This window comes from Qipengyuania sp. B-5 (assembly GCF_056857815.1).
This window is the reverse complement of record NZ_JBSXNU010000053.1, coordinates 1-23,267: the sequence shown is the minus strand read 5'-3', so window position 1 is coordinate 23,267 and position 23,267 is coordinate 1. Positions and strand designations below refer to the sequence as shown.

Sequence of the window (23,267 nt, the reverse complement as noted above, 5' to 3'; positions counted from 1 at the left end):
TGCACTGCGTCATTTCGCGGCAGGTCTTAGAGGCAGTCGCTGCAATTGCCCACCCCCTTCTATGGTCGGCCCCTGCGACAAACATGTATGATATTGCTGCGAAGATTGGGCCGGAAGAATGGGGTTGCGACTATCTTCCATTGATGGTGCGATAATGCGGGTCTCAGCTAATTCGCGCGCCGCGACATCAAATCATAGTGATGACCCTGTCCGACTTTCTCAAATTCGGTCAGGCCCATTTCGCTTAGGAGCCTCTTCAGTTCAGTCGCGTCTAGCCATCGCTCGTCAACTTCACAGAAAATCCATTCGATACGGTTGAAATAATTTGTTTCCCTCAGCGAACGCAATACTTCCAGTTCATGCCCTTCGACGTCGATCTTCATTACTATTGGTATGTTCGGCAGTAGATACTCTTCAAGCTCTTGTGCAGTTTTTATTTCCGCTTGTTCAATGACGGCGCCTTCGGATTTGTTGCTCAGCGATGCAACACCGCTATGGTCTGTCCTCACGTAGATGGGGAAGGTACCAAGTTTATCCGAAATGCCGTACTGCAATGGTACAAGTTGCGCTTTCAGATCGTTCAAATCGATATTTTGTTTAAGAAGGGCAAAGGTGGATGCTACGGGTTCCAACGCTATGGCTCGCCGACAATTGGGCGCCTTGCCAGCAAGCAGAGAATACAAGCCCTGATTGGCGCCGACATCGACAAAAACGTAGGGCTTAGTGCTCTGCTTCAGGCGATCTGCAAGATAATGACCGTAGGCGCCTAAGGCGCAGAATTCAAAGGTAGCATCACCCCAGTTGGCTGCCATGATTACACCATATCGGGTTTTCACAGATTTAGATCCGGTCGACCTTAACCAAAGCTTGTGGCCAATCATCAAGACTCGGCTTGGAATCTTGGAGATAAGGGCGCCAATTGAATTGGTGCGAAAACTTTTGACAATTCGGGCAATCATTTAAGGACTTTCAGAGCTTGAGCAGAACCGCGCATGGCTTCCCCTGACCAGAGTCAAACGACCGCTCTGGCTGGAATGGCCGTTGCGCCACACTCTAGTCATCTCAATCGAGAGCCGTCAAAAACCATTCAATTGAGCGACATGCCTCATTCTCGAGAGTATCATAATGGATCGATGCTCGACAGCGACAGCGAACTGCCGCCCGAACAGGGTTGCGATGCCTTACAGACTTTGTAAGGCGCGTAGGGCCGCTGATTGACTCTTTCGGGTAGCCGCCATTTTATGATTCGAAAGAAAAAGGGCAAAAGAGAGTGCGACCTGATTTCCTCATCATCGGAGCGATGAAGGCGGGGACGACGACGCTTTATGATGATCTGGCTGTTCATCCCGACGTCAATATGCCGAGCGACAAGGAACCCGACATTCTTCACCGCTGCTCGGGCGCGCAGGAGGCTGTCGCCATGTGGGAGGGGCATTTCGGCACCGCCCGTCCCGAGCAATTGCGGGGCGAGGCTTCGACCCGTTACGCCATGGCACCCGAGTTCGAGTCCGTCGCCGATCTCGCGCGCGAGGCGTTGGGGCCGGATGTGAAGATCATTTATCTCGTTCGCGAGCCGATTGCGCGAATCGAGAGCCATCTGGCGCATGATATCGCCGCCCAACGCATCACTCAGGCGAACGCCGAAAACGCAGCTTTATCCGAAAGCCGTTATGTTAGCTGGAGCGATTACGGCCGTCAGATCGCACCCTGGATCGCCGCCTTCGGGCGCGACAACGTCAAGATCGTGCGGTTCGATGATTTTGTGTCCAAGCGACGTGAGACCGTATGCGAGATCGCGCAATTCATTGGTCTGGACATCGAGCGGCTGCCTGAGCGCAACGAATTTTCCAACTCGCGCGAGAGCCTGCGCACGATGCGCCTGGGTTCGCTTGGTGATTTCACATCAACCACATTTTACCGTCAGATTGTCAGAAAAATGATGCCTGACTTTTTGCGAGATGTTTTGCGAAAGCCCTTTACCAAGCCGGCCAGTGTGGCGAAAATCAATTTAAGTGGAGCCACGCGAAATGAACTTCGCAAACGGCTTAGCCATGTTGCGGACGATCTGAAGGCGCTCGGCGTTGCGGTCGATCATTGGCAGTGGTGAGATGCACCGCCGGATCATAGGGCTGTTTGCGACGCGCGGCGGGATCGTCGGCCTGAATTTCGCCTCGCTGCTGATCGTCGCCGCGCTGATGGAGCCCGCCGAATTTGGCGCATTTGTGTTCCTGTGGTCCGCCGCGCAGCTATTGTCGGCCTTTGCGGGTCTGGGCAGCGTGAATTACCTGATGCGCGAAGGCTCCGCGCGCCAAGGGGATCCCGCGCGGGGCGTCTCCCCTCACGAAGCTTTGCGCATCGCGTTCGGCTTTCCGGCTTTGATGCTGGCGGGATGCGCAACGGTCTTCTCCGCTCTCGCGTTCGGCTTTGGCGACGCATCGGCGTTTGCCAATGTCGGCCTCGCAGACATCCTCTGCGTGTGTGCAGCCGCGGGTGCGCTGATTGCTCTGTCGCACAGCGCCACACCGCTTCGCCTCAATGAATGGCAGACCGCCTCAATGATCGTGCGCGACGCCGGGCCACAGTCGATCATATTGCTGGTGGTGGCGGTCGATTATCTGTTCGACGCCCTGACCCCGGCAACCGTGTTGTTCGCCTTTGCGATCATCGGAGCTGTAGTCGCCGCAGTGGCGATTGCCGTTGGACTGAGAGGAAAAACGGCGCTTTGGCGAGAGGCCGACGGCGCCAGCCACGGCGGCCAGAGCGGCTTTTGGGGCAGCGCGATTGTCGGCATGGGCGCAACCCAGTTCGATGTTTTTATCGGCGGATTTTTCCTGCGCGAAGAGGAGCTTGGTGTGTACCAGATTATCAAGCGGCTCGCTAATCTGGTCGGAATGCCCCAGACGATAACGAATTGGGCCTATATTGTGCGGCTGGGCAAACACCATGCGAACGGCCAGATTGCCGAGATTCGTCAGGATTGCGCCAATGCGGTCGTCTGGGGCGTATTGCCGGGCCTCGTGCTCCTCGTTGCACTCACGGTGGCGATGCCGTTCCTGTTCGAATTTTACGAGGTTGCGGATGCAGGTACGGCCTGGATTGTTTTCTATCTCCTCGCAGCGAGCAACATCGTCAATCTTTCGTTTGGACTGAATGTTGCCTTGGCTGCGCAGAGCAACCGGGAACATATCGCGTTTGCCGCACGCGCTTTTGCCCTAACGATCGGCATCATAGCGCTGCTAATCCTCGTAGAGTTCTTCGACCAGATTGCTCTTGCCAGCGCCGCTTTGATCGTCTCAATCATAATCAATGTGTCGGTGTCTTTTCACCTGTGGAGGGCCCTCGAGGTGGACACGACATTTTTGGCAGTTTTCAAGCGACGGATAGAAGAAAAATGAACCCTCTTTTAATTTTGATCGCTTTTTTCACCTTCCTGATACCGCTGCTCGTCGGCAATAAGCTAGGTGTAGTGCGATATTTCTCACCACTTCATATCACCGCTTATTTGATCTTTTTCGGTGTTCTTCTCAAAACAGTCTGGTTTTATTTCTTCGACGGAATCCTATTCTTTGAACACTATCTTCGCGATGATAGGTACGCATATCAGGGCTACCTCTACATACTGGGTTTCGTCGTGCTTGTATGCGTGGGTTACGCGTTGGTGTCGCCTAGGAAACTCCAGCTCTCTTCAATCGAAGAACGGCGCCAAGCGGTTTTGGAGATTCGCTATGTGAAAGGGCTTGTAATAGCGGCATTTGGTATTGCTGCCATCGTTATCGAATACTTGTTGTCAGCACGCGGACTTGGCGGGCTGGATACGGCTTTCAGCATTGAGGCCATCGACGGCCTGAATTCGACAAAGATCCAGCGAATTGAGGGGCAGGACGAATTCGGGGCGTCTGATTCTGCCATCAAGACAATCCTTGTCATTCCAACACTTGCTTTGCTGGTGCTCCTTCTAAAGCAACAGGTTTCGGGCAAATTGGCCCTGCCATTGGCTGCACTCCTTTTGTTGGAATTCTATATCGTTTTGACCCAGGGCAGCCGCTTCGCTCTTGTAATTACCTTGATGACAATCTTGCTGGCGACAATCCTGATGGGGCGGCGATTTACCCCTCGACAGCTTGGTCTCGCCGTTGTTGCCGGTGTCGTTGCAATGGCGCTGTTCGTCGCGATGACAACATTCCGGATGGGGCGTGGCCCCTCTGCCGAGACAGAGTTCGAAATCCGGCCAGCTATCGAACAAGTCGTCGGGTCGACATACTTCCTTGACGTGAATTCGCCGATTCTGATCATCGCACTGTCCGACGAGCGGGACCGGTTCTGGGGTGCGAGCTATACTTTCTGGACGTACGCCTGGATTCCGCGCGCATTTTGGCCGGAAAAGCCGGTGGTCACGCTTGGTCCTTACGTGAAACGCGAAATTCTGGGGATCGAAGGCTCGATTGGCGGAGTCAATCCGACCGGGCCAGGCGAGGCTTTCATCAACTTTGGTTGGTTCGGCCTGCTGGTGGGCCTGTTCGTCGGCGCGCTGTATCGCGGGCTTGAGATATTCACGCTTTCGGCAAAAGGCGTCCGGAAGCGGGCGGGTTTATGGCTTTATCCGATTGTGGTTGTCCCGTTTATCGTGGCAACCCTGCAATCCTCGTTTTCGGGCGCCTTGGTCAGCGCCGCTGTCAAGGCAGGCCTGGTGTTCGCCACGATTTTCCTGTTGACCCGCAAACCTCACAAGAAGCGCCGCCGGTATTCAAGGGAGGAGCGCTATCACTTTCACGCAAGGGGGGTGAACACTTGAACACACGGCGTCTTGGAGGCCCCTTACTAATGGCGCCACGCATCGCGGCGGCGATCTGGCGGCGTATTCGCAACACCTGTGCGACGCAAAAGCACCGGATGACGGTGGGCAGCATGGGGCCGGGATCGAAGGTCATGCATTCGGTGCATTTCATGGAGCCCAAGCAGGTGCATATCGGCGCGAACTGCCTCATCTGGAGCGGAGTAGGCACCTCGGCTGATGATGATTGCGCGACACTGACCATAGCCGACAAGGCGCAGATCAACCTCGATGTCGCGCTCGACGTTACCGGTCCGCTGAGCATCGGTGAAAACACCCTGATTTCCGAAGAGGCAGTGATCTACACCCATGATCACGGGCTCGATCCCAAATCCAAACCGATAGTCTATGGCAAGGAAATCGGCGCTAACGCGTGGGTGGGTATGCGCGCGATTATCCTTCCGAAGTGCACTCGCATCGGCGATTGGGCGGTGATTGGAGCAGGCGCAGTTGTGTCGCGCGATGTGCCGGACGGAGCCATCGTGGCCGGTTCACCGGGTAAGATCGTCGGCTGGCGTGAGGGCTTTGGCGACAAAGCACCCAAGGCCGCTGCCTCGGCCTGACGGTTGCCACTTTGCCGCTTCGCCAGTAAGGCCGCGCTCGCGATCTATGGGGGCCGCCCGAACCCGGTTTACAAGCACAGGACCATCACTGCCATGTCGTCCCGCACTCCTCTCGAAGGTGCGCCCACATTCTCCCTGCGGCACAGGCTGTTCCGGCTGGTGTGGAATATCAGCTGGTTCGTGCTGTGCCGGTGGAGCCCGCCGTTCATGTGGCGGTATCGCAGCGCGGTGTTGCGGCTGTTCGGGGCCAAGGTAGGCAGCCCCTGCGATGTGCGCGGGACGTCCAAGGTGTGGTACCCGCCCAATCTCACCCTGGCCGATCACTCGATGATCGCCGACCGCGTGAACGTCTACAATGTCGCGCCGATCTCGCTCGGCTCGTGGACCATCGTCTCGCAAGACGCCGAACTGTGCGCGGCCAGCCATGACGTCTCGGTTAGAGGCTTCCCCTTGACCAAGGCGCCCATCGTGATCGGCCAGTATTGCTGGGTCGCGGCGCACGCATTCGTATGCCCCGGCGTGACACTGGCAGACGGCACTGTCCTTGGCGCGCGCGCGGTGGCATCAAAGAACACCGATCCTTGGAAGGTTTACGTTGGCAATCCGGCCACGGCGATTAAAGATCGTGACCCCGAAGCGGTCAAAATGGGCGTCGAACACGTCAACTGAACTTAACAACTCAATCCCGATGGGAACAGCAATGAAAGCTCTTGCAACCAATCTGATCCGCGCTGGCGAATATGTGCAGCGTTTCGGCCTGCGCGGCCTGCTGATCGCGGCCGAGCATCAGGTGAAGTTTCGCATGATGTCGGGCGAGGCGCGCACAACCAATATCCCTGGATATGGCGAGATTTCGCTGCGCCCCAAAACTTCCGATCTGGCGACTTTCCGCGAGATTTTCGTCAATCAGGATTATGATCTGGACGCGCACGGCATCCGCGATCTGGCTCAGGGGAAATACGACGCCATCCGCGCCGCTGGCCGTCGACCGCTGATCGTCGATGCGGGCGCGAATGTCGGGCTTGCCACGCGCCAGTTCAAACACTTCTTCCCCGAAGCGGACGTGATCGCGATCGAACCGGCTGATGACAGCCTCGCCATCGCGCGCGACAACACCAAGGGGCTTTCGGGCGTCACGTTCCGCAAGGCGGCGATCTGGAAAGAGGACACCACCGTCTTCCTCGAAGATTCGGTCGATGCCTCGGCACGGCGCGTGGGCGAGGGATCAGGCGGCGGCGAAGGTGTCGATGCGATCACCATGACCACGTTGCTCGATGGACGCGAGGAAGACCTGTTCATCCTCAAGATGGACATCGAAGGCGCGGAATCGGTGATCTTTGGCGAGGATGGCGAATCCGCCGACTGGCTGCGTCAGGCGCCGATTGTCTTCATCGAAGGGCATGACGGTATGAGCAACGATTTCGGGTCGCTCGCCGGGTTGCTTGCGCACAAGAACTACCGCGATGGCCGCATCACTACGACCGGCCCCGCGCTCATCATCGTTCCACGCAGCTCGTTCGACGCGTAAGCGCGCCATGGCGAAGCCTGACGCCTCGACCGCTCCCGTGGTGATGCTGCCTTCGTGCACATTCCCTACTGAGGACGCTGCGCCGGAGCGGCAGGCCGATCTGCTGCACAATCTTGCCTATCTGCGCGAGCATTTGCCGCATTGCCGCATTATGGTGTGCGACAACGGGGTAACACCGCCACAGGTGCCCGAGGGTGTGGAACTGGTCCACGACCTATCCGCACGCTCGACCGATCCCTCAATGGGCGAATGCCTCAACCTCCTCGCCGGACTGAAGACGCTTCCAGATGATACGCTGGTTCTCAAGATGCACGCGCGGTGCAAGCTGGAGAATATCGGCGCGTTCAAGACGTTTCAGGCGGAGCACACCGAATTTCTGCTCGTCAGCCCCAATGTTTGGGGCAAGGAAGCGGCGGGCTATGACGAGATGCCCTATTGCGAAACGCGGGTGTTTACCCTGCGCGCGGGGACGATGCGGCGCTTGCTCGCGGAAACGCTCGCCCTTCTCGAAGCCAATGGCGGGCGCATCGAACAGGCGCTGCTCTCGGTGATCCTGCGAGACCCGAAGGACGCGGCTTTGGCGACGACGCGCGGGCCGTTCTTCCCGGTGATGGGCGGCACGTCGGGCCACGGGCGGCAATATGGTTCGCTGCTCGGCAAGGTGCGTTCGAAGGTCAAAGCCGGGATTTACCGTTTCGGCTTTTAATCGGCGATCACGAAGTCCGGCTTGTCGCCCTTGTCTGCGAGCCATTCATAGACCTGCTCCATCTTCCCCGCGAGCGACGGCCAGCCGAAATCGCGCGCGACCCATGCGCGGCCCCTTTGCCCCATCTCCCGCAAACGATCGGGCGATGAGGACATGGCTTGGGCCAAGGCATTGCGCAGCGGCTCTTGGCCAATGGGGTGCCACCAGCCGCAATCCTCTGACGCAAGGCCTCCCCATGGCGCCCCGTGCGAGACGATAGCTGGTGTTTGATACGCGAGCGCCTCGGCGACCGTCAGACCGAAATTCTCGTCCAGCGTGGGCAGCACGAACAGCGAGGCTGCGGCATAGGCCTTGCCCTTATCCTCACCATAGATCGGCCCGATCAGACGCGCCCGCTCGATTCCGTTGGCGGTGATATACTGGCTATATTCCGCGCCAAATTCGTTGCCCTCGGGCCCTGCGATTTCCAGCTGCCAATCGGGAAATTTCTTCTCCAAATTGCGCCAAACCTTAAGCAGCGTATCAATCCCCTTCTTAGGGTGGATTCGCCCAAGAAACAGCACCGTCTTTCTCCGTGCCGCATCAGAAGGTAGCTGCGGAATATCAATCCCATTGGGCACAAGGGCGATCGGCTGTTTTAGACCGAAATCACGTATGTCGGCGATCTCCTTTTCTGATGTAGCGTGCCAGCAATCGACATGCCGCACTGCGTGTTTTTGCAACACGTGCCAAAACAGCTTCTTGCGTCCGGACGAGAAAGTCAGCGCACCCGACCCAAGCATCCCTCTAGGCGCGTGGACCACCTTGATCCCATCCCGAGATCCAGCTGCAGCGCTGATGACATTAGGGATTAGCCAAAGCCCGTGTCCATGCACTATCGACCCAACCGGCAACTCTTGCATTTTTCGGTGCAGACCGGGCGCATAGTGTATTGCTCCCAAAATAGGGGTCCTTTCCATCCAATGCGGAAAAATTTGAATCTTGACCCTCGGGTTCGGTAGCTTTCTTGAGCGCGACGTATGGATGACTACCTCACGACCTAGTCGTTCGCTGGCCATGGCCAGCGCGGGCACCGAATAGGATGGGCCCGACGCCTCCTCAGCAATCGAGGGAATGACGTGATGAATGGGGCTTGCGGGCATATAGTGTCCTCCAGCAAAGTGCGAGATCTCCTGCGCGAAACGCTACGCTTTCTGCCCGGCGCAGCGGTTGATACGCCTTACGCGCGGGGCAAAATACTTAAAGTCCTAGTGCGCAAGGCGAAGCGAGGCGAGCTTTTCCTCACGGGGCGGCACCTGCACCGCAGACCTACTGCAACGCTGGACAGTCCACTAGTTTTGTGACTTTGCCATCGCATTTAATGTGGAATGGTGCAGAACGGTGTGTCGAAATCCCAGCGCGCTATTTTCCCGCCCCCGATAACGCGAACTCTCAAATGTTTGATTATCACAGCAGATCTTTCACCCGTTGCGACTGGCCGCGCGGCATGATGAGAACTTCACTTCCCGAGGCAACAATGATCAGGTTGCTCACGCCTACCGCGTTGATCCGCACACCTCTGACGTTGACAAAAGTGTCTCTACAATCGAGCGCGTTGAGATCGCCGACAAACACATTGCCATCTTGATCAGCTTCCGAAATGTCTGCCAGGACGTCCCAGCTGCCAATATCGGACCAGCCACAAGATACAGGAACGACCACGACATCTGGCGCCTGTTCCATGACAGCGTAGTCAATGGAGTTTGACGGAGATGAAGCGAATTGGCGCTCACCGGGCTTGATGGCGGTGCCTTGCCTTGACGCGCCCGCCATAGCCGATTTGACAGCGACAAAAATGTCGGGCTGCAGTCGTTCGAGTTCAGCAAGAAACGCATCAGCGCGAAAGAGGAAGATGCCTGCGTTCCAGAAATAGTCACCAGAGGAGAGCATGTCCTGCGCGCGCGTCAGGTCGGGCTTCTCGGTAAAGCCCCGGGACAGGGATACCCCCGTCATGCCGACAACGGCGTCGCCTGCCCGAATATAACCATAGCCCGTCTCGGGCCCGGTGGGCTCAATCCCGAAGGCCACCAATTGCCCCTGCTGCGCCGCCGGCACTGCGCGCTTGACAGCAGCATGAAAGGCCTGGACGTCACGAATGACATGATCGCTGGGCATAACGAGGACAAGCGCGTCACCTCCTGCTTCGTGCGCACCCAGGCCAATGGCAGGGGCTGTGTTTCGAGCGCAGGGCTCAAGAATGACAACACCGTCCCTGGAATCCACTTGCGCCAATGCCTCCAAAAGGAGAGGCTCATGCCGTGCCGCGCCGACGATAATAGGGGGAGCGAACAGATCGCGGTTCTCGGCCCGGCGCAGCGTCTGGGAAATCATGGTTTCATCGCCATGGAGACGCAGAAATTGCTTAGGGCGCTCGGGCGACGAAAGGGGCCAAAGACGGGTTCCGGAACCGCCCGATAGAATGAGTGGAGTGATCTTGTCAGTCATGTAAATCTCGATCTGCGCAGCTGGCTTGCGCAATCAGCAGCTGAGTATCGCGCGCGACGTGAAGCTCCCTGTCAGGCGAACAAAGCAGGCATTCGCCAGCCTCGGCGGTCACGTCATCGACAGTGACAGCTCCGGTAAGCGGGATCACATGCGCCATTCCTCCGTTGAGTCCCTGCGAAGGCCAGCCATTACCCAGCCACAAGTCGAATTTGGGGCCAGCGACCAATTGTTGCGCACTATTGAGATCAACTTTTCTCCCTAGCCTGACAGGATAGGGCGCGGCTGCGGCTGCTTCGATGCCCTTCTCCAGGTGGAGCTCGCGAGGCCGACCATAATCATACAGGCGGTAGGTGATGTCTGCGTTCTGCTGCACTTCGACTAAGGTAACCCCGGCGCCGATGGCATGAACGGTTCCAGCAGGAATATAATAGAAGTCGCCGCGAGACACAGGTTTCCAGTCGACTAGGTCTTCAAGGGAACCGTCGAGCGCGGCTGCGCGGAGCTCCTCAGCAGATAGAATTTCGCGAGTACCGATACCAAGCTTGGCGTCTGGCTCAGCATCGAGCACAAGCCAGCACTCCTCCTTACCCGAAGGCAAGCCGCTGGCTACCGCCAACTCATCGGAAGGGTGGACCTGGATGGAGAGTTTCTCGCTGGTGAATAAGTACTTGATGAGTAGCTCGAGCGGCTCACCTTCATGCTCAAACCAGATTTCTCCAATTGGATCATCGGAATTCGTGGCAAAGCGTGAAGGTATATTCCTTCGCCCCCAGGGCTTTTCAACCTCCTTGCGTTTCAAAAGGCTGGGTGACAGCACTCTCAAGCCCTCCCCCTCGAGATCTTGAACCTCGCTTGCCGCGCCACCACTAAGCTCGGCTTCAAGCTGTGAGATTTCGCGCCTCAAAACTTCATACTCTTCGCGTTTGCGGGCAAGGAATCGCCCAGTGATAGCAGCTTTTTCGACCAAGCCCCTAGGGGTTAAAATATACGCGTAGCGGCGCTTGTCGGTGCTCGCACTGAAATTACCCATCTTGATCAACCCGCGTTTGACCAAGGCGCTAAGCAGATAATGTACGCCGCCCGTACTGACCCCGAGTGCTGCAGCCAATTCGCGCTGCGACATATCAGGGTTTTCTTCGAGCAAGCGAAGCACACGAAAGCGAGTATCTTCCTGAAAATGGCTACGGCGGCGGGTCATGTATAGGAAGGCAGGCTACCGCACCGATGCTGGCGCACACCAGATCGGGGAGAGCGCAGAACTACAATTTGACGATGCAATTGCATCGTTCAATTTTGAGCAGTAGCATGCCGCCAACGGAACGCAACCAGTTTACGATAGCGCCCGTGGCGAACATCGCGTCCTGAGTCAATCGGGCACGCAACCCGGAATTCGATGAAATTCGAATAAGTTATCCCTTTCCAGTAATCTTGAAGCGATAGACAAAAAAATGGCAAAGAAGCCTTCTTCTCAGTGGTTCGTAGCTCAGTTGAAGCCTAATTGCGGGCCACTTGCGGAACGCAACTTGAACCGCCAAGGGTTCAGATCTTTTCTTCCCATGGAGCGAAGGACTAAGCGGCGCAAAGGCCAACTGAAATCCATCAAGTCCCCTTACTTCCCAGGCTACATCTTCGTTGGGGTCGATGCCCGCTCCACTTCTTCAAGGGCAATCAATTCAACCTATGGAATTTCGAGATTGATCAGCTTCGGCCTTCAACCGGCACCAGTCCCTTACGAAATCATGGATTCGCTATTGAACTCCTGCGATTCAGAAGGTTGCATCCAGAACTTCGCTCAGATGGCAGAAGGTGACGAAGTCGAAATTTGCGATGGCCCCTTCGCTAACTTCTTAGGAAAGATCGAAAAATTGGCTCCCGATGAGCGAGCCTGGCTATTGATCGACATAATGGGAAAAGCGACACGTTCGCTTATCAGACGTGCCGACATAAGACGGACTGGCGCATAGAGAACTTTTCAAGTCTTGCCGAAAATAGGCTACTTGGCTCCAAAGCCGGACAGAACCACTTTCACCGTTCGCAGGACAATGATTATGTCGAGCCAATACGAGAGGTTCTTCACATAGTAAAAATCATACTGGAGCTTCTCAAGAACTTCTCCGACTTCCGTTACGTGCCCTTGGTTCACTTGTGCCCACCCGCTAATTCCTGGGCGTACCATGTGGCGATAGCGATAGAACGGAATTTCGCGTTCATACCATTCCGAGAGACTTACCGCCTCAGGCCGCGGTCCAATCCAACTCATCTCGCCTCGGAGGATGTTATAGATTTGGGGTAACTCATCCAGCCGAGTGCGACGCAAGAAAGCGCCGGCCTTCGTAACGCGTTGATCGCCTGACTTTGTAATGGAAAGATCGCGATCTTCTCCATCATGACCTTCCGACATGGTGCGCAGCTTGAGGACATCGAATTCCTTGCCTCGAAAGCCCATTCGCCGTTGACGAAAGAATACTGGCCCCTCGCTGTCGCACTTTATCACAATCGCACAAATTCCCAGCAGAAGGCAAACCATCGGAAGCGCTGCAATGGCAAGGGTCAGATCAACTGCGCGCTTCAGTTTCTGATATCCAAAACTCGGCAATAGAGCGCCAAAACTATTCTCGGATAAATGATCCATCTGGACCTTGCCGGTCTCTGCCTCCCACACCTGCTTGTAATGGTAAACCGGACGACCGGAAATTGCGGCCTCGGCAAGGCAGCGCTCCCACTTTGCGCCAAGGTCCGCGTGAAGGTCGGCCACAATAGCGCAATCCGGGAGTGCCTCGATCGAAGGGGATTTTAGGGTAAAGACCGGGGCAGATCGCAATTGATAGATGACATCCACCCGTCCACCAGGCACCACATAATAAAGTAGCCCCTTATCTCTCGTCCGCATCGCTGTAATCGTAAATCGCGCAGCAAGCGTCGCTAGAAAACACGAAAGGATCAGCTTGTTATAATGTTCCAACCTGAGGCATGCGATTCCCCCAATAAACAGGCCAAACAGCAGAGCAACTACAGGCAAAATCGACCGAGCAACGGCTACGCCGGGGTAATAACGCAGCCGTCTTAAAACAAGAATTGCAACAATAGCGCTCAGTATACTTCCAATGAAAGAATTTGCCACACCAGGCTGCGCGATCCAATTTGCTGTTGTCTCAAAAGAGGCAAATCGACCGCCTTCTAGGAAGGCAAGTGCCAACAGCGGTAATAGTGTCCCTACAAGCAAAATAAAACTAAGTTCAAATCGCAATGAATGAACTAGTCCACGACGTACAATCGGAGAGAGGAAGGGGGCTGACAAAAATTTACTCCGAATTGCGGCCCCACCTTAATATGACTCGCCTTAAGACATTGCAATTGTGGTTTTAATTATCAGCGGCAATGCTTCAAGCGGCAGCGCAGGCTCACCTCTAGCAATGCCCCTCTAGAATCGGTGGGGGTCAGGGCGCAATACCATTCATCTTGAGACTCGGCACTAATAAGCGATACGCGAGCGCTAACTGCGTTCGCTTCTTTCCGCGTGGTTCTAATGCGGGTGTGCCCCCACGATCATCACAGTGACAAAAGGATCGTGAATCGTTTGCAACATTCTCGCCTCACCTTGCCCTCGCCCGCCTGTCTGCTAAGGCGCCGCCAAATCCATTCGAACTGACAGGAAACCCATGGCCAAGATCAAGGTAGCCAACCCGGTCGTCGAACTCGACGGCGACGAAATGACCAAAATTATTTGGAAGTGGATCCGCGAACGGCTGATCCTTCCCTATCTCGATATCGATCTCAAATACTACGACCTTTCTATCGAGAGCCGCGATGCGACCGACGATCAGATTACCGTCGATGCAGCGAACGCGATCAAGGAATATGGTGTCGGTGTGAAGTGCGCCACCATCACCCCCGACGAGCAGCGCGTCGAGGAATTTGGCCTCAAGAAGATGTGGGTCAGCCCGAACGGCACGATCCGCAACATCCTCGGCGGCGTAGTCTTCCGCGAACCTATCGTCATCGACAACGTTCCGCGTCTCGTCCCTGGATGGACCGACCCGATCGTCGTCGGTCGCCATGCCTTCGGCGACCAGTACCGCGCTAAAGACACGCTCATCCCCGGCAAGGGCAAACTGCGCATGGTCTTCGAGGGCGAAGACGGCGAAAACATCGACATCGACGTGTTCGAGTTCCCCAGCCCGGGCGTTGCCCTGACGATGTACAACCTCGACGACAGCATCCGCGACTTCGCCCGCGCGAGCTTCGCTTACGGTCTTGACCGCAAGTGGCCGGTATATCTGTCGACCAAGAACACCATCCTCAAGAAGTACGATGGCCGCTTCAAGGACCTTTTCCAGGAAGTGTTCGATGCGGAATACAAGGCAGATTTCGAAAAGCACGGCCTGACTTACGAACACCGCCTGATCGACGATATGGTCGCAGCGGCACTCAAGTGGAGTGGCAAGTTCGTCTGGGCCTGCAAGAACTACGACGGCGACGTACAGTCGGACATCGTCGCTCAGGGCTTCGGCTCGCTCGGACTGATGACCTCGGTCCTGATGACTCCCGATGGCAAGACGGTAGAAGCCGAAGCTGCACACGGCACCGTCACCCGCCACTATCGCCAGCACCAGCAGGGCAAGGCGACCTCGACCAACCCGATCGCCAGCATCTTCGCCTGGACGCGCGGTCTCATGTATCGCGGCAAGTTCGACAACACGCCCGAAGTGGTGAAGTTCGCCGAAACGCTGGAGCGGGTCTGCATCCAGACCGTCGAAAGCGGCAAGATGACCAAGGACCTCGCATTGCTCATCGGTCCAGACCAGAGCTGGATGACTACCGAGCAGTTCTTCGAAGCGATTGTCGAGGGACTGGAAGCGGAAATGGCAAAGTCGGCCTGAAACCGGAACGCCTCTGGGTCATTATCCAGATAAGCCAGATCACCGGGGTCGGCTCGTGCCGGCCCCGGTTTTTCTTTGGGGTCGACAAAAACTGACGGGGTAAAATGGCCAGACATCCAACAAAGAAGCGCGCAGTTCGCCGGAAGGGTTCGGAGAAATTCGGCCAGAAGCGGCTCGAAATCCGCAACGCGAAAATAAAGGACATCCGTGGCATCGCGGACCTGGTGCGGCGCGTCTACGAAGACATGCCAGCCTATACGCACGGCGAGATTCGCGGTCAGATCAACAATTTTCCCGAAGGTTGCTTTGTCGCCCTGCTCGACGAGAAGGTGGTCGGCTATTGCGCCACCATGCAGGTAGCCGAAGCCTTGGCCTTCCAGGACCACGATTGGGACGAAATTACCGGCAATGGCTACGGCAGCCGCCACGATCCGACGGGCGACTGGCTTTACGGCTACGAAATGTGCGTCGATCCTAAAGTGCGCGGCGTTCGCATCGGAAGACGGTTGTACGAAGAGCGCCGCGCTCTGGCCGAAGACCGCGACCTGACCGGCATCGTCTTTGCGGGCCGAATGCCGAACTATCGCCGCAGTCGGCGGAAGGTCGAAGGGCCGCAGGAGTATCTGGAGAAGGTGGTCGAAGGAAAGCTGCACGACCCTGTGTTGCGCTTCCAACTCGCCAACGGGTTCGAGCCCGAGCGGGTGATGTTTGGCTATCTTCCCGAGGACAAGGCCAGCATGGCAAACGCCATCATGATGGTCTGGCGCAATCCCTATGTCGAGCGCGACCAGCCGGTGAAAAAGCGGCTACCACGAGGGGTCGAAGCTGTCCGTGTGGCGACGTGCCAGCTACAGGCACGGCAGGTGGCTGACTATGACGAATTCATGCGTCACGTGACATATTTCGTAGATGTTGCAAGCGATTATGAAGCAGACTTCATAGTCTTTCCCGAACTCTTCACGCTGATGCTGCTTAGTTTCGAAGAGAAGGAACTCTCGCCGGTCGAGGCGATCGAGCGATTGTCCGAATACACCCCTCGCCTGCGTGACGACATTTCCGAAATGGCGATGCGCTACAACATCAATATCATCGCCGGCAGCCACCCGACACGCATGGATGACGGAGACATCCACAACGTCGCCTATGTCTGCCTGCGCGACGGATCGGTCCATGCGCAGGAAAAGATCCATCCCACCCCCAACGAGCGTTATTGGTGGAACATCAAGGGCGGCGACAAGGTCGAGGTAATCCAGACCGACTGCGGCCCGATCGGTGTGCAGATCTGCTACGACAGCGAGTTCCCCGAACTCAGTCGCCGCCTTGCCGATGAAGGTGCTCGCATCATCTTCGTGCCGTTCTGCACCGACAGCCGCCAGGGATATTTGCGCGTTCGGTATTGCTCACAGGCTCGGGCTATCGAGAATCAGTGTTTCGTCGTGCTGTCAGGCAACGTCGGAAATCTGCCCAACGTGGGCAATATGGACATCCAGTATGCGCAAAGCTGCATTCTGACACCGTGCGATTTTCCTTTCGCCCGCGATGGCATTGCTGCCGAGGCGACCGAAAACGTGGAAACGTTGACGATCAGCGATATCAACCTGGCCGACCTCCAATGGGCCCGGGCCGAAGGTACCGTGCGCAATCTGGCGGATCGTCGCTTCGACCTTTACCGAATCGAATGGGATGAAGACGGAAAGCATCCCGGCAAGCCTCGCCCGCGCCGCGAACCGCTCGGCCCCGCACACCCTGGTGGAGGCTAACATCCTCTACCTTCGTGACTTCGCAATGATGGCTGGCTAGAGCTTATTCATGGCTTCGGGCGGCCTAGCATCTCCGGCAATATCCGACGCGCTCGTGATCCTCGGCGCGGCGGGACTAGTTATACCCGTTTTTACGCGCTTCCGGATTACTCCCGTTATCGGGTTCATCCTTATCGGCATCGCAGTGGGTCCCTATGGCCTGGGTCAGCTCGTATTCGAGCGACCTTGGCTCGAACACATAACGATATCCGATCCGGAGGCGCTCGAACCTTTTGCGGAGTTCGGCATCATCCTGTTGCTTTTCGCAATCGGGCTGGAATTGTCCTTCAAACGCTTGTGGCAGTTGCGAAGGCTCGTCTTCGGACTTGGGGCAGCGGAATTACTCATTGGCGGTGTGATTCTTGCAATAGTGCTCTCGATGATGGGCCAGTTCTGGACCGGAGCGCTGGCGCTCGGCTTTGCTCTCGCATTCTCTTCGACTGCAATCGTCCTGCCAATTTCAGGCACCGCGAGTCCCGTGGGCCGCGCTGCACTCTCGATGTTGTTGTTCGAAGACATCATGATCGTTCCGATCGTCTTCATCCTCGGCGCAATGGCGCCCAATGCCGCTTCGGAGGGTTGGGAGGGTCTGCTTACCACGATGTGGCAAGGCGCGGCGGTGATCGCGGTCATGATGATCGCCGGCCGTATCGCCCTTCCGCGCCTGTTTGCCCAGGCAGCAAGGACCAAAAGTCCTGAACTGTTTCTCGCCGCTGCAATGCTGGTGGTTATCGGGGCCAGCCTTGCAACGGCGGCCGTAGGTCTGTCACCGATAGTGGGTGCGTTGCTGGCCGGTCTGCTGATTGCCGAGACCGAGTATCATCAGGAAGTCGAAAGTATCATGGAGCCTTTCAAAGGGCTCGCGCTGGGCATCTTCCTGATTACTGTCGGGATGAGCATCGATCTGGCGACCATCTGGGAATACCTCGGGATGATCGCGACTGCGGTGGTTGGCGTACTCTTGTTCAAGGCAATCCTGACGGGCGTACTCCTGCGATTGATGGGCGCCCGGCGTAGTACGGCAGCCGAAACCGGGATTTTGATGGCCAGCCCATCCGAGACAACTCTGATCGTGCTTGCCGCCGCCAGCTCGGCACTCCTGATTCAACCTGGCACTGCGCAGTTCTGGCAGATTGTGACCGCAATCGGTCTTACCTTCACACCGCTCCTGGCACGCCTCGGTCGTATCGTCGCCCGCCGCGTCGAACCAGCGCCGGAGCTTCCACCTGACGACGAAGGCGACGGGAAAGTCATAGTTGTGGGAATAGGGCGCGTTGGCCGATTGGTGGCGCAAATGCTCAAGGCGCATGGCAAACCCTATATCGCAATAGATTCCGATGCCGACCTTATCGAATTTGCCAAACGTAAGGGATATCGGGCGACGTTCGGAGATGCGGCTCGCGGTGGATCGCTGGCCAGATTGGGCGTCGAAAATGCTCCAGCCATCGTGCTTACCATGGACGAGCCGGTGCTTGCCGCACGTCTGGTATCCAAGCTTCGTAGCGAATATCCGGATTTGCTTATTGTATCTCGTGCCCGCGACATCGCTCATGCTGCCGAGCTTTATCGCGCCGGTGCCAGCCACGCCGTTCCCGAAACACTCGAAGCGGCGCTACAACTTTCGGAAGCCGTATTGGTCGACATCGGTGTTGCCATGGGTCCGGTAATCGCTTCGATCCACGAAAAGCGGGATGAGTTCCGTGATCTGATCGAGAAAGAGGGCGCACTTTCCTACAAGCCGAAGCTGCGTTCGAGTACGTTGGACGGTTGAACCCTTCCTTTCCCCATGCGTTGATGAGGCGAAAGGAAAGGATATGAGTGACATCGACCCGACAAAGCCACTTCCAAATGACGAGAAATTCAAGCCCCAGAACGTTGCCGATCCGCGAAAGGGCAAGGCACCGAACGAAGATCGCGGCAAACCCGGCGACACTGAAGGCTACGACATCGAACAAGGTTCGAGCGGCGTAACCAAAAAGACGCCCAGCGCCTGATCAATTCCGCAGAAATGAAGTAAAACAGGGTAACGCCTGACCGTTAGTGTCGGTCAGGCGTCTTCTCTTGTCAAAGTCTCGCGCACAGCGGCGATAGCTTTTTCGGCCTTCGAACCATCCGGTCCACCGCCCTGGGCCATATCGGGCCGACCGCCGCCGCCCTTGCCCCCGAGCGCTTCCACACCGACGCGTACCAGGTCGACCGCGCTATACCGGTCGGTAAGATCGTCGGTCACGCCAACCGCAAAGGCACCCTTGCCGTTATTCACAGCGCAGATTGCAGTGATTCCGGAACCCATGCGCTTCTTGACCTCGTCGAGCAGTGGACGAAGCTCCTTCGGATCGAGTCCGTCTATGATCTGACCTGAAAATGTGACCCCGTCGAGGTCCTCATCGGCGGTGCCAGGATTGGCAGAACCTCCCCCGCCGAGGGCGAGCGCGCGCTTTGCTTCGGCAAGTTCCTTTTCAAGTCGCTTACGTTCCTCGACCAAGGTCAAGACTCGCGCTGTTGCTTCGTCGGGAGAAGTCTTGAGCGCCCCGGCAATGGTTCGCACGGCATCATCCCGTGCCAGCAACCACTGACGTGCGGCTTCGCCGGTCAATGCCTCGATACGGCGCACACCCGAACTGACCGCGCTTTCGGCAACGATCTTGAACAGGCCGATGTCACCGGTCGCTTCGACATGGGTGCCGCCGCACAGTTCGACCGAGTAATTACGCCCCTCCCCGCCTTTGCGGCCCATGGAAAGGACGCGAACCTCGTCGCCGTATTTTTCACCGAAAAGGGCCAAGGCACCCGCGGCTACTGCATCATCCGGCGTCATGAGCCTCGTGCCAACCGTCTCGTTGGCGCGAATTTCCTCGTTCACCTCTGCTTCTATCGCGGCAATGTCCTCGTCGCTGAGCGGCGTGGGGTGCGAAAAGTCGAACCGGAAGCGATCGTCGGCAACCAGCGACCCCTTCTGCGTCACATGTCCGCCCAGGCGATTACGCAGTGCCGCGTGAACAAGGTGCGTCGCCGAATGGTTTGCGCGGATACGGTCGCGGCGTTCGGCGTCGATCTCGAGATGCACTGCATCGCCGACTTTCACGCTGCCCTTGCCTACCTTCGACACATGAGCGTGTAGTCGTCCGAGCGGCTTCTTCGTTGTCGAGACGATGATCTCAAGGCCCTCGGGCGTCCAGATTCGTCCGGCATCCCCGGTCTGGCCGCCACTCTCGCCGTAGAACGGCGTCTGATTGGTGAGAACGATTACCTCATCGCCCGCGGACGCAGTGTCCACTTCCTTGCCGTCTTTCACCAGCGCCACCACCGCCGCCTCACCCGTGCTGGACGAATAGCCGGTGAATTCGGTCGAACCTTCGCGTTCGACAATGTCGAACCAGACGTCTTCGCTGGCCGCTTCCCCGGATCCCTTCCACGCAGCACGCGCGGCCGTCTTCTGCTCAGCCATCGCGCTGTCGAAACCAGCCCTGTCCACGCCTATTCCGCGTGCGCGCAACGCGTCTTCGGTGAGGTCGTAGGGAAATCCATATGTGTCGTAGAGCTTGAACGCAGTTCCGCCATCCAGCGTGCCACCCTCACCCATCTCGCCAGTCGCCTCGTCGAGCAGCTTGAGGCCCTTTTCGAGCGTGCGACGAAATTGCGCTTCCTCGCGTTCGAGGACTTCCTGGATAAGCGCCTGACCGCGTACCAACTCCGGATAGGCAGCCCCCATTTCGCTTACGAGTTCAGGAACAAGGCGATACATCAGCGGCTTACTCGCTCCCAGCAAGTGGGCGTGACGCATGGCGCGGCGCATGATGCGGCGCAGAACGTAGCCGCGGCCTTCATTGCTGGGCAGCACCCCGTCGGCCAGCAGGAAGCTCGTCGAGCGCAGATGGTCTGCGATGACCCGATGGCTGGCAGTCTGGTTGCCTTCCGCTTTCACTCCGGTGAGTGCTTCACTGGCACCGATCAAAGCTCTTAAGGTATCGGTATCGTAATTGTCATGGACGCCCTGCATGACAGCAGCGACACGTTCGATGCCCATGCCGGTATCGATGCTGGGCTTGGGCAGGTCGCCGACGATTTCATCGTTCTCCTGCGTGAACTGCATGAAGACGAGATTCCAGATCTCGACGAAACGATCGCCGTCTTCTTCCGGCGATCCCGGAGGGCCGCCCCAGATATGATCTCCGTGATCGTAAAAGATTTCCGAACACGGACCGCATGGGCCGTCGGAGCCCATGGCCCAGAAATTGTCCTTGGTGGGAATGCGGATAATCTTCTCGTCGACGAAACCGGTGCGCTTCTTCCACAGGTCGAAGGCCTCATCGTCGGTATGATAGACCGTGACCAACAGCCGATCTGGATCGAGGCCCCACTCCTTCGTCAGCAGGTTCCAGGCATTATCGATCGCCTGTTCCTTGAAATAGTCGCCGAAGCTGAAGTTGCCCAGCATTTCGAAGAATGTGTGATGCCGGGCTGTATAGCCGACATTGTCGAGATCGTTGTGCTTGCCCCCGGCTCGAACGCACTTCTGCGCGCTGACCGCGCGCGAGGCGGGTGGTGTTTCAAGACCGGTGAAAGCGTTCTTGAACGGTACCATCCCCGCATTGACGAACATCAGCGTAGGATCGCTGAACGGAACGAGTGGTGCGCTCGGGACCTCGGCATGATCCTTCGATGCAAAATAGTCGAGGAAGGAGCGGCGTATTTCGTTAGTCGACGTCATAGTGCCGCAGTTAGGCAATAGGCACGCGTGCGACAAGCGGGAATGGTGCCGGGTGAAAGTGGCTTACCGAGGGCCGATGACTTTCGATCAAAATCTCTTGAGGGTGATCGTATTCGCAGATCGCATCTCAAAGCCTCAAAGGATACTGGAGATTAGCCTTACTGGATCTCAAATTCTAGAAGGGTAAAGCGAGCCGGCCTTGTTGCGTAAACTCCATGCCCGCGACCCGTCGATCCACCGAAAGTAAACCCGATCCGAGCAGTATTGGTTAAAGTCTTTGCAAAAGGCCCGGGTAGGGTGTGGCTGTTCCCGCCCATCATCGCGACCCATGGTTCGTCGAGACCAATGCTGATCTCATGCACACCAGGGCGCAACTTTACGACGCGAGCAGCAGGGGAATACCATCGATAATGGGGATAATCTCGCGTCCAGCGGTCACCGTGACGCTGAAAATACAACGACATCGTCGCTTCCTCACCCGGAGCTTCCTGAGGTCTGAATTTTACATCCGGCGGCGAATCAATGCGATACCGCATCGTAATGCGTTTCGCCGTGTTCAGCGGACCGGAGGCTATGGTGACATAATGGACGTGGCCGTCACTCTTTCTAGGACCCGGGAACTCGAACCAAGGACCATCCCTGCCCTCGTACAGATAGAGAGGCATATTTTTTGAGTAGCTCCGGCCATCGATGACAGGTCCGATCTGCCATGCGTTGGTGGCCGAATTGGCGGTACTGGTTTCAGCACCAAGCCCAATAGCGAGAAGCGCGAGAACAAAAGAAACCAGAAATTTCATCATGAGTTCGAATTTGGCGAAAGCGAACTGAAGCAGCACTGAACCCTGTTTAAATGCAGCAGAAGACAAGCCAGTCGAAGGCTCTCGAACCCGAGCCCGTTCCACCGAATGTGCATGATTGATAGCCAACCGGTTCTCTTTCCTCGATAGAATCAGGAACAAACCAAGGTGATTGGTGATTAGCTTGATGGGACAATCATATTGATGTCCCTTGAGATTGAAAGGATCGCATATGAGATTTCCGAAAATTGCACTAGCAGCAGCAGCCGGTTCGCTCGCTTTGGCACCAGTAGCCGCAACTGCCCAGACCAGCTCCTACGAGGAAGAAGGCGGAAGTGACCTGGTTCGAGCAGCTATAATCACCGCTATAGCTGGCATCGGGATGATTGTTCTGCTTGTGTCAGACGATGACGATGATGAAGCGCCCGTCAGCGTCTAATTTGGCGCAGAAAAGCAAATTAAGCGGCCCGCCTGCGTTTTGCACAGGCGGGCCGTTTTCTATGATCGTCGAAGAAATCAGATATTCTTCGCGACCACGCATTGTATCCCCATTTGGATAATACAATCCCGCAAAGATGCGGTGTTCCTTCTACTGCAAGTTATACTTGAAGGAGCAAGTAGCGTGACTATTATTTGGGAGATTATCCCCGACGCATAGCGGTTGTGGCCATGACGCCACAGAAAAGCCTATGCGAAGGCTGGTGGTATTCTTCAGTGCGCTCAACAAGCGTGCTTGTGGTGTCTTTACCCTCTCCGTGGAGACTCGCTATCCGGGCGCGGTCGGATCGATCCGGAGAAAGTAGGGCACCGCGCCTTCCAGAGCATTTTAGCTGGACACCCGCAACAACCATGGTTTTGCTGGTGCGTTAAGGCGGATTGGTCATCCGGTGCACAGCATGGCGGCCTGACCGGCTGATCGCTGGCGCCTGGTGGTGATTTCCGTTCATTTTCGGCCCCACCGGTGGGTT

20 protein-coding genes are annotated in these 23,267 nt (G+C 56.8%); 13 read left to right on the top strand and 7 right to left on the bottom strand.

Going from position 1 to position 23,267, the window contains the following annotated elements; genetic code table 11:
- Positions 1-167: 167 nt before the first annotated feature.
- Positions 168-959 (bottom strand): FkbM family methyltransferase, encoded by a 792-nt coding sequence (locus AC13CE_RS12390; protein ID WP_482972617.1) that lies wholly within the window; start codon positions 957-959, stop codon positions 168-170.
- Positions 960-1,270: 311 nt separating this feature from the next.
- Here AC13CE_RS12390 and AC13CE_RS12385 point away from each other — a divergent pair, with 311 nt between their 5' ends.
- From AC13CE_RS12385 to AC13CE_RS12355, 7 genes are all read left to right on the top strand, one after another.
- A complete protein-coding gene (locus tag AC13CE_RS12385) occupies positions 1,271-2,107 on the top strand; it encodes a sulfotransferase domain-containing protein (protein ID WP_482972616.1) in 837 nt (278 codons plus the stop codon).
- An 88-nt stretch (positions 2,108-2,195) separates the two neighbouring features.
- The gene (locus AC13CE_RS12380) at positions 2,196-3,395 is read left to right on the top strand and encodes a lipopolysaccharide biosynthesis protein (RefSeq protein WP_482972615.1); all 1,200 of its coding nucleotides are present in this window, start codon (positions 2,196-2,198) and stop codon (positions 3,393-3,395) included.
- Positions 3,392-4,792 carry an oligosaccharide repeat unit polymerase gene (locus AC13CE_RS12375; RefSeq protein WP_482972614.1) on the top strand — a complete coding sequence of 467 codons (1,401 nt, stop codon included), beginning with the start codon at positions 3,392-3,394 and terminating at the stop codon, positions 4,790-4,792. Before AC13CE_RS12380 ends, AC13CE_RS12375 begins: the two co-directional genes overlap by 4 nt.
- 29 nt (positions 4,793-4,821) lie before the next feature.
- Positions 4,822-5,394: an acyltransferase gene (locus AC13CE_RS12370; protein ID WP_482972613.1), complete on the top strand. Its 573-nt coding sequence runs from the start codon at positions 4,822-4,824 to the stop codon at positions 5,392-5,394.
- Between the two features lie 93 nt (positions 5,395-5,487).
- Positions 5,488-6,063, top strand: coding sequence for an LbetaH domain-containing protein (locus tag AC13CE_RS12365; RefSeq protein ID WP_482972612.1), 576 nt, complete (start codon positions 5,488-5,490; stop codon positions 6,061-6,063).
- 31 nt (positions 6,064-6,094) lie between these two features.
- Positions 6,095-6,922 (top strand): FkbM family methyltransferase, encoded by an 828-nt coding sequence (locus AC13CE_RS12360; protein ID WP_482972611.1) that lies wholly within the window; start codon positions 6,095-6,097, stop codon positions 6,920-6,922.
- A gap of 7 nt (positions 6,923-6,929) precedes the next feature.
- On the top strand, positions 6,930-7,628 hold the full coding sequence (locus AC13CE_RS12355; RefSeq protein ID WP_482972610.1) for a hypothetical protein: 699 nt from the start codon (positions 6,930-6,932) through the stop codon (positions 7,626-7,628).
- Here AC13CE_RS12355 and AC13CE_RS12350 read toward each other — a convergent pair.
- The 3 genes from AC13CE_RS12350 to AC13CE_RS12340 form a co-directional block, all read right to left on the bottom strand.
- Positions 7,625-8,770: a glycosyltransferase gene (locus AC13CE_RS12350; RefSeq protein WP_482972609.1), complete on the bottom strand. Its 1,146-nt coding sequence runs from the start codon at positions 8,768-8,770 to the stop codon at positions 7,625-7,627. The two genes, AC13CE_RS12355 and AC13CE_RS12350, sit on opposite strands and share 4 nt — an antisense overlap.
- A gap of 304 nt (positions 8,771-9,074) precedes the next feature.
- Positions 9,075-10,112 (bottom strand): mannose-1-phosphate guanylyltransferase/mannose-6-phosphate isomerase, encoded by a 1,038-nt coding sequence (locus tag AC13CE_RS12345; RefSeq protein ID WP_482972608.1) that lies wholly within the window; start codon positions 10,110-10,112, stop codon positions 9,075-9,077.
- Positions 10,105-11,310, bottom strand: coding sequence for a MarR family EPS-associated transcriptional regulator (locus AC13CE_RS12340; protein ID WP_482972607.1), 1,206 nt, complete (start codon positions 11,308-11,310; stop codon positions 10,105-10,107). Before AC13CE_RS12340 ends, AC13CE_RS12345 begins: the two co-directional genes overlap by 8 nt.
- Positions 11,311-11,560: 250 nt before the next feature.
- On the opposite strand from AC13CE_RS12340, the gene nusG reads away from it, so the two are divergent.
- Positions 11,561-12,076, top strand: a complete 516-nt coding sequence (gene nusG / locus AC13CE_RS12335) for a transcription termination/antitermination protein NusG (protein WP_482972606.1) — start codon at positions 11,561-11,563, stop codon at positions 12,074-12,076.
- 29 nt (positions 12,077-12,105) lie between these two features.
- Here nusG and AC13CE_RS12330 read toward each other — a convergent pair whose 3' ends face one another.
- Positions 12,106-13,308 carry a sugar transferase gene (locus tag AC13CE_RS12330; protein WP_482972605.1) on the bottom strand — a complete coding sequence of 401 codons (1,203 nt, stop codon included), beginning with the start codon at positions 13,306-13,308 and terminating at the stop codon, positions 12,106-12,108.
- Between the two features lie 463 nt (positions 13,309-13,771).
- Between AC13CE_RS12330 and AC13CE_RS12325 the strand changes: the two genes are divergently transcribed.
- The 4 genes from AC13CE_RS12325 to AC13CE_RS12310 all read left to right on the top strand — a co-directional run bounded on the left by AC13CE_RS12325 (position 13,772) and on the right by AC13CE_RS12310 (position 18,785).
- Positions 13,772-14,992, top strand: a complete 1,221-nt coding sequence (locus AC13CE_RS12325) for an NADP-dependent isocitrate dehydrogenase (protein ID WP_482972604.1) — start codon at positions 13,772-13,774, stop codon at positions 14,990-14,992.
- A 104-nt stretch (positions 14,993-15,096) separates the two neighbouring features.
- Positions 15,097-16,752 carry a GNAT family N-acetyltransferase gene (locus AC13CE_RS12320; RefSeq protein WP_482972603.1) on the top strand — a complete coding sequence of 552 codons (1,656 nt, stop codon included), beginning with the start codon at positions 15,097-15,099 and terminating at the stop codon, positions 16,750-16,752.
- A gap of 49 nt (positions 16,753-16,801) precedes the next feature.
- On the top strand, positions 16,802-18,562 hold the full coding sequence (locus AC13CE_RS12315) for a cation:proton antiporter domain-containing protein (RefSeq protein WP_482972602.1): 1,761 nt from the start codon (positions 16,802-16,804) through the stop codon (positions 18,560-18,562).
- Between the two features lie 43 nt (positions 18,563-18,605).
- Positions 18,606-18,785 carry a hypothetical protein gene (locus AC13CE_RS12310; RefSeq protein WP_482972601.1) on the top strand — a complete coding sequence of 60 codons (180 nt, stop codon included), beginning with the start codon at positions 18,606-18,608 and terminating at the stop codon, positions 18,783-18,785.
- Positions 18,786-18,838: 53 nt separating this feature from the next.
- On the opposite strand, the gene alaS is transcribed toward AC13CE_RS12310, so the two are convergent.
- The gene (gene alaS / locus AC13CE_RS12305; RefSeq protein ID WP_482972600.1) at positions 18,839-21,502 is read right to left on the bottom strand and encodes an alanine--tRNA ligase; all 2,664 of its coding nucleotides are present in this window, start codon (positions 21,500-21,502) and stop codon (positions 18,839-18,841) included.
- A gap of 158 nt (positions 21,503-21,660) precedes the next feature.
- On the bottom strand, positions 21,661-22,428 hold the full coding sequence (locus tag AC13CE_RS12300; protein ID WP_482972599.1) for a hypothetical protein: 768 nt from the start codon (positions 22,426-22,428) through the stop codon (positions 21,661-21,663).
- 103 nt (positions 22,429-22,531) lie between these two features.
- On the opposite strand from AC13CE_RS12300, the gene AC13CE_RS12295 reads away from it, so the two are divergent.
- Positions 22,532-22,738 (top strand): hypothetical protein, encoded by a 207-nt coding sequence (locus AC13CE_RS12295; RefSeq protein WP_482972598.1) that lies wholly within the window; start codon positions 22,532-22,534, stop codon positions 22,736-22,738.
- Positions 22,739-23,267 lie beyond the last annotated feature (529 nt).

What these genes read in the sequence shown, in the direction of transcription:
- AC13CE_RS12375 (WP_482972614.1), top strand. Translation starts at nt 3,392, where the DNA reads ATGAACCCTCTTTTAATTTTGATCGCTTTTTTCACCTTCCTGATACCG.
- AC13CE_RS12340 (WP_482972607.1), bottom strand. Translation starts at nt 11,310, where the DNA reads ATGACCCGCCGCCGTAGCCATTTTCAGGAAGATACTCGCTTTCGTGTG.
- AC13CE_RS12365 (WP_482972612.1), top strand. Translation starts at nt 5,488, where the DNA reads ATGTCGTCCCGCACTCCTCTCGAAGGTGCGCCCACATTCTCCCTGCGG.
- AC13CE_RS12355 (WP_482972610.1), top strand. Translation starts at nt 6,930, where the DNA reads ATGGCGAAGCCTGACGCCTCGACCGCTCCCGTGGTGATGCTGCCTTCG.
- AC13CE_RS12390 (WP_482972617.1), bottom strand. Translation starts at nt 959, where the DNA reads ATGATTGCCCGAATTGTCAAAAGTTTTCGCACCAATTCAATTGGCGCC.
- AC13CE_RS12380 (WP_482972615.1), top strand. Translation starts at nt 2,196, where the DNA reads ATGGAGCCCGCCGAATTTGGCGCATTTGTGTTCCTGTGGTCCGCCGCG.
- AC13CE_RS12295 (WP_482972598.1), top strand. Translation starts at nt 22,532, where the DNA reads ATGAGATTTCCGAAAATTGCACTAGCAGCAGCAGCCGGTTCGCTCGCT.
- AC13CE_RS12370 (WP_482972613.1), top strand. Translation starts at nt 4,822, where the DNA reads ATGGCGCCACGCATCGCGGCGGCGATCTGGCGGCGTATTCGCAACACC.
- AC13CE_RS12310 (WP_482972601.1), top strand. Translation starts at nt 18,606, where the DNA reads ATGAGTGACATCGACCCGACAAAGCCACTTCCAAATGACGAGAAATTC.
- AC13CE_RS12320 (WP_482972603.1), top strand. Translation starts at nt 15,097, where the DNA reads ATGGCCAGACATCCAACAAAGAAGCGCGCAGTTCGCCGGAAGGGTTCG.
- AC13CE_RS12315 (WP_482972602.1), top strand. Translation starts at nt 16,802, where the DNA reads ATGGCTTCGGGCGGCCTAGCATCTCCGGCAATATCCGACGCGCTCGTG.
- AC13CE_RS12350 (WP_482972609.1), bottom strand. Translation starts at nt 8,770, where the DNA reads ATGCCCGCAAGCCCCATTCATCACGTCATTCCCTCGATTGCTGAGGAG.
- AC13CE_RS12345 (WP_482972608.1), bottom strand. Translation starts at nt 10,112, where the DNA reads ATGACTGACAAGATCACTCCACTCATTCTATCGGGCGGTTCCGGAACC.
- AC13CE_RS12360 (WP_482972611.1), top strand. Translation starts at nt 6,095, where the DNA reads ATGAAAGCTCTTGCAACCAATCTGATCCGCGCTGGCGAATATGTGCAG.
- AC13CE_RS12325 (WP_482972604.1), top strand. Translation starts at nt 13,772, where the DNA reads ATGGCCAAGATCAAGGTAGCCAACCCGGTCGTCGAACTCGACGGCGAC.
- alaS (WP_482972600.1), bottom strand. Translation starts at nt 21,502, where the DNA reads ATGACGTCGACTAACGAAATACGCCGCTCCTTCCTCGACTATTTTGCA.
- nusG (WP_482972606.1), top strand. Translation starts at nt 11,561, where the DNA reads ATGGCAAAGAAGCCTTCTTCTCAGTGGTTCGTAGCTCAGTTGAAGCCT.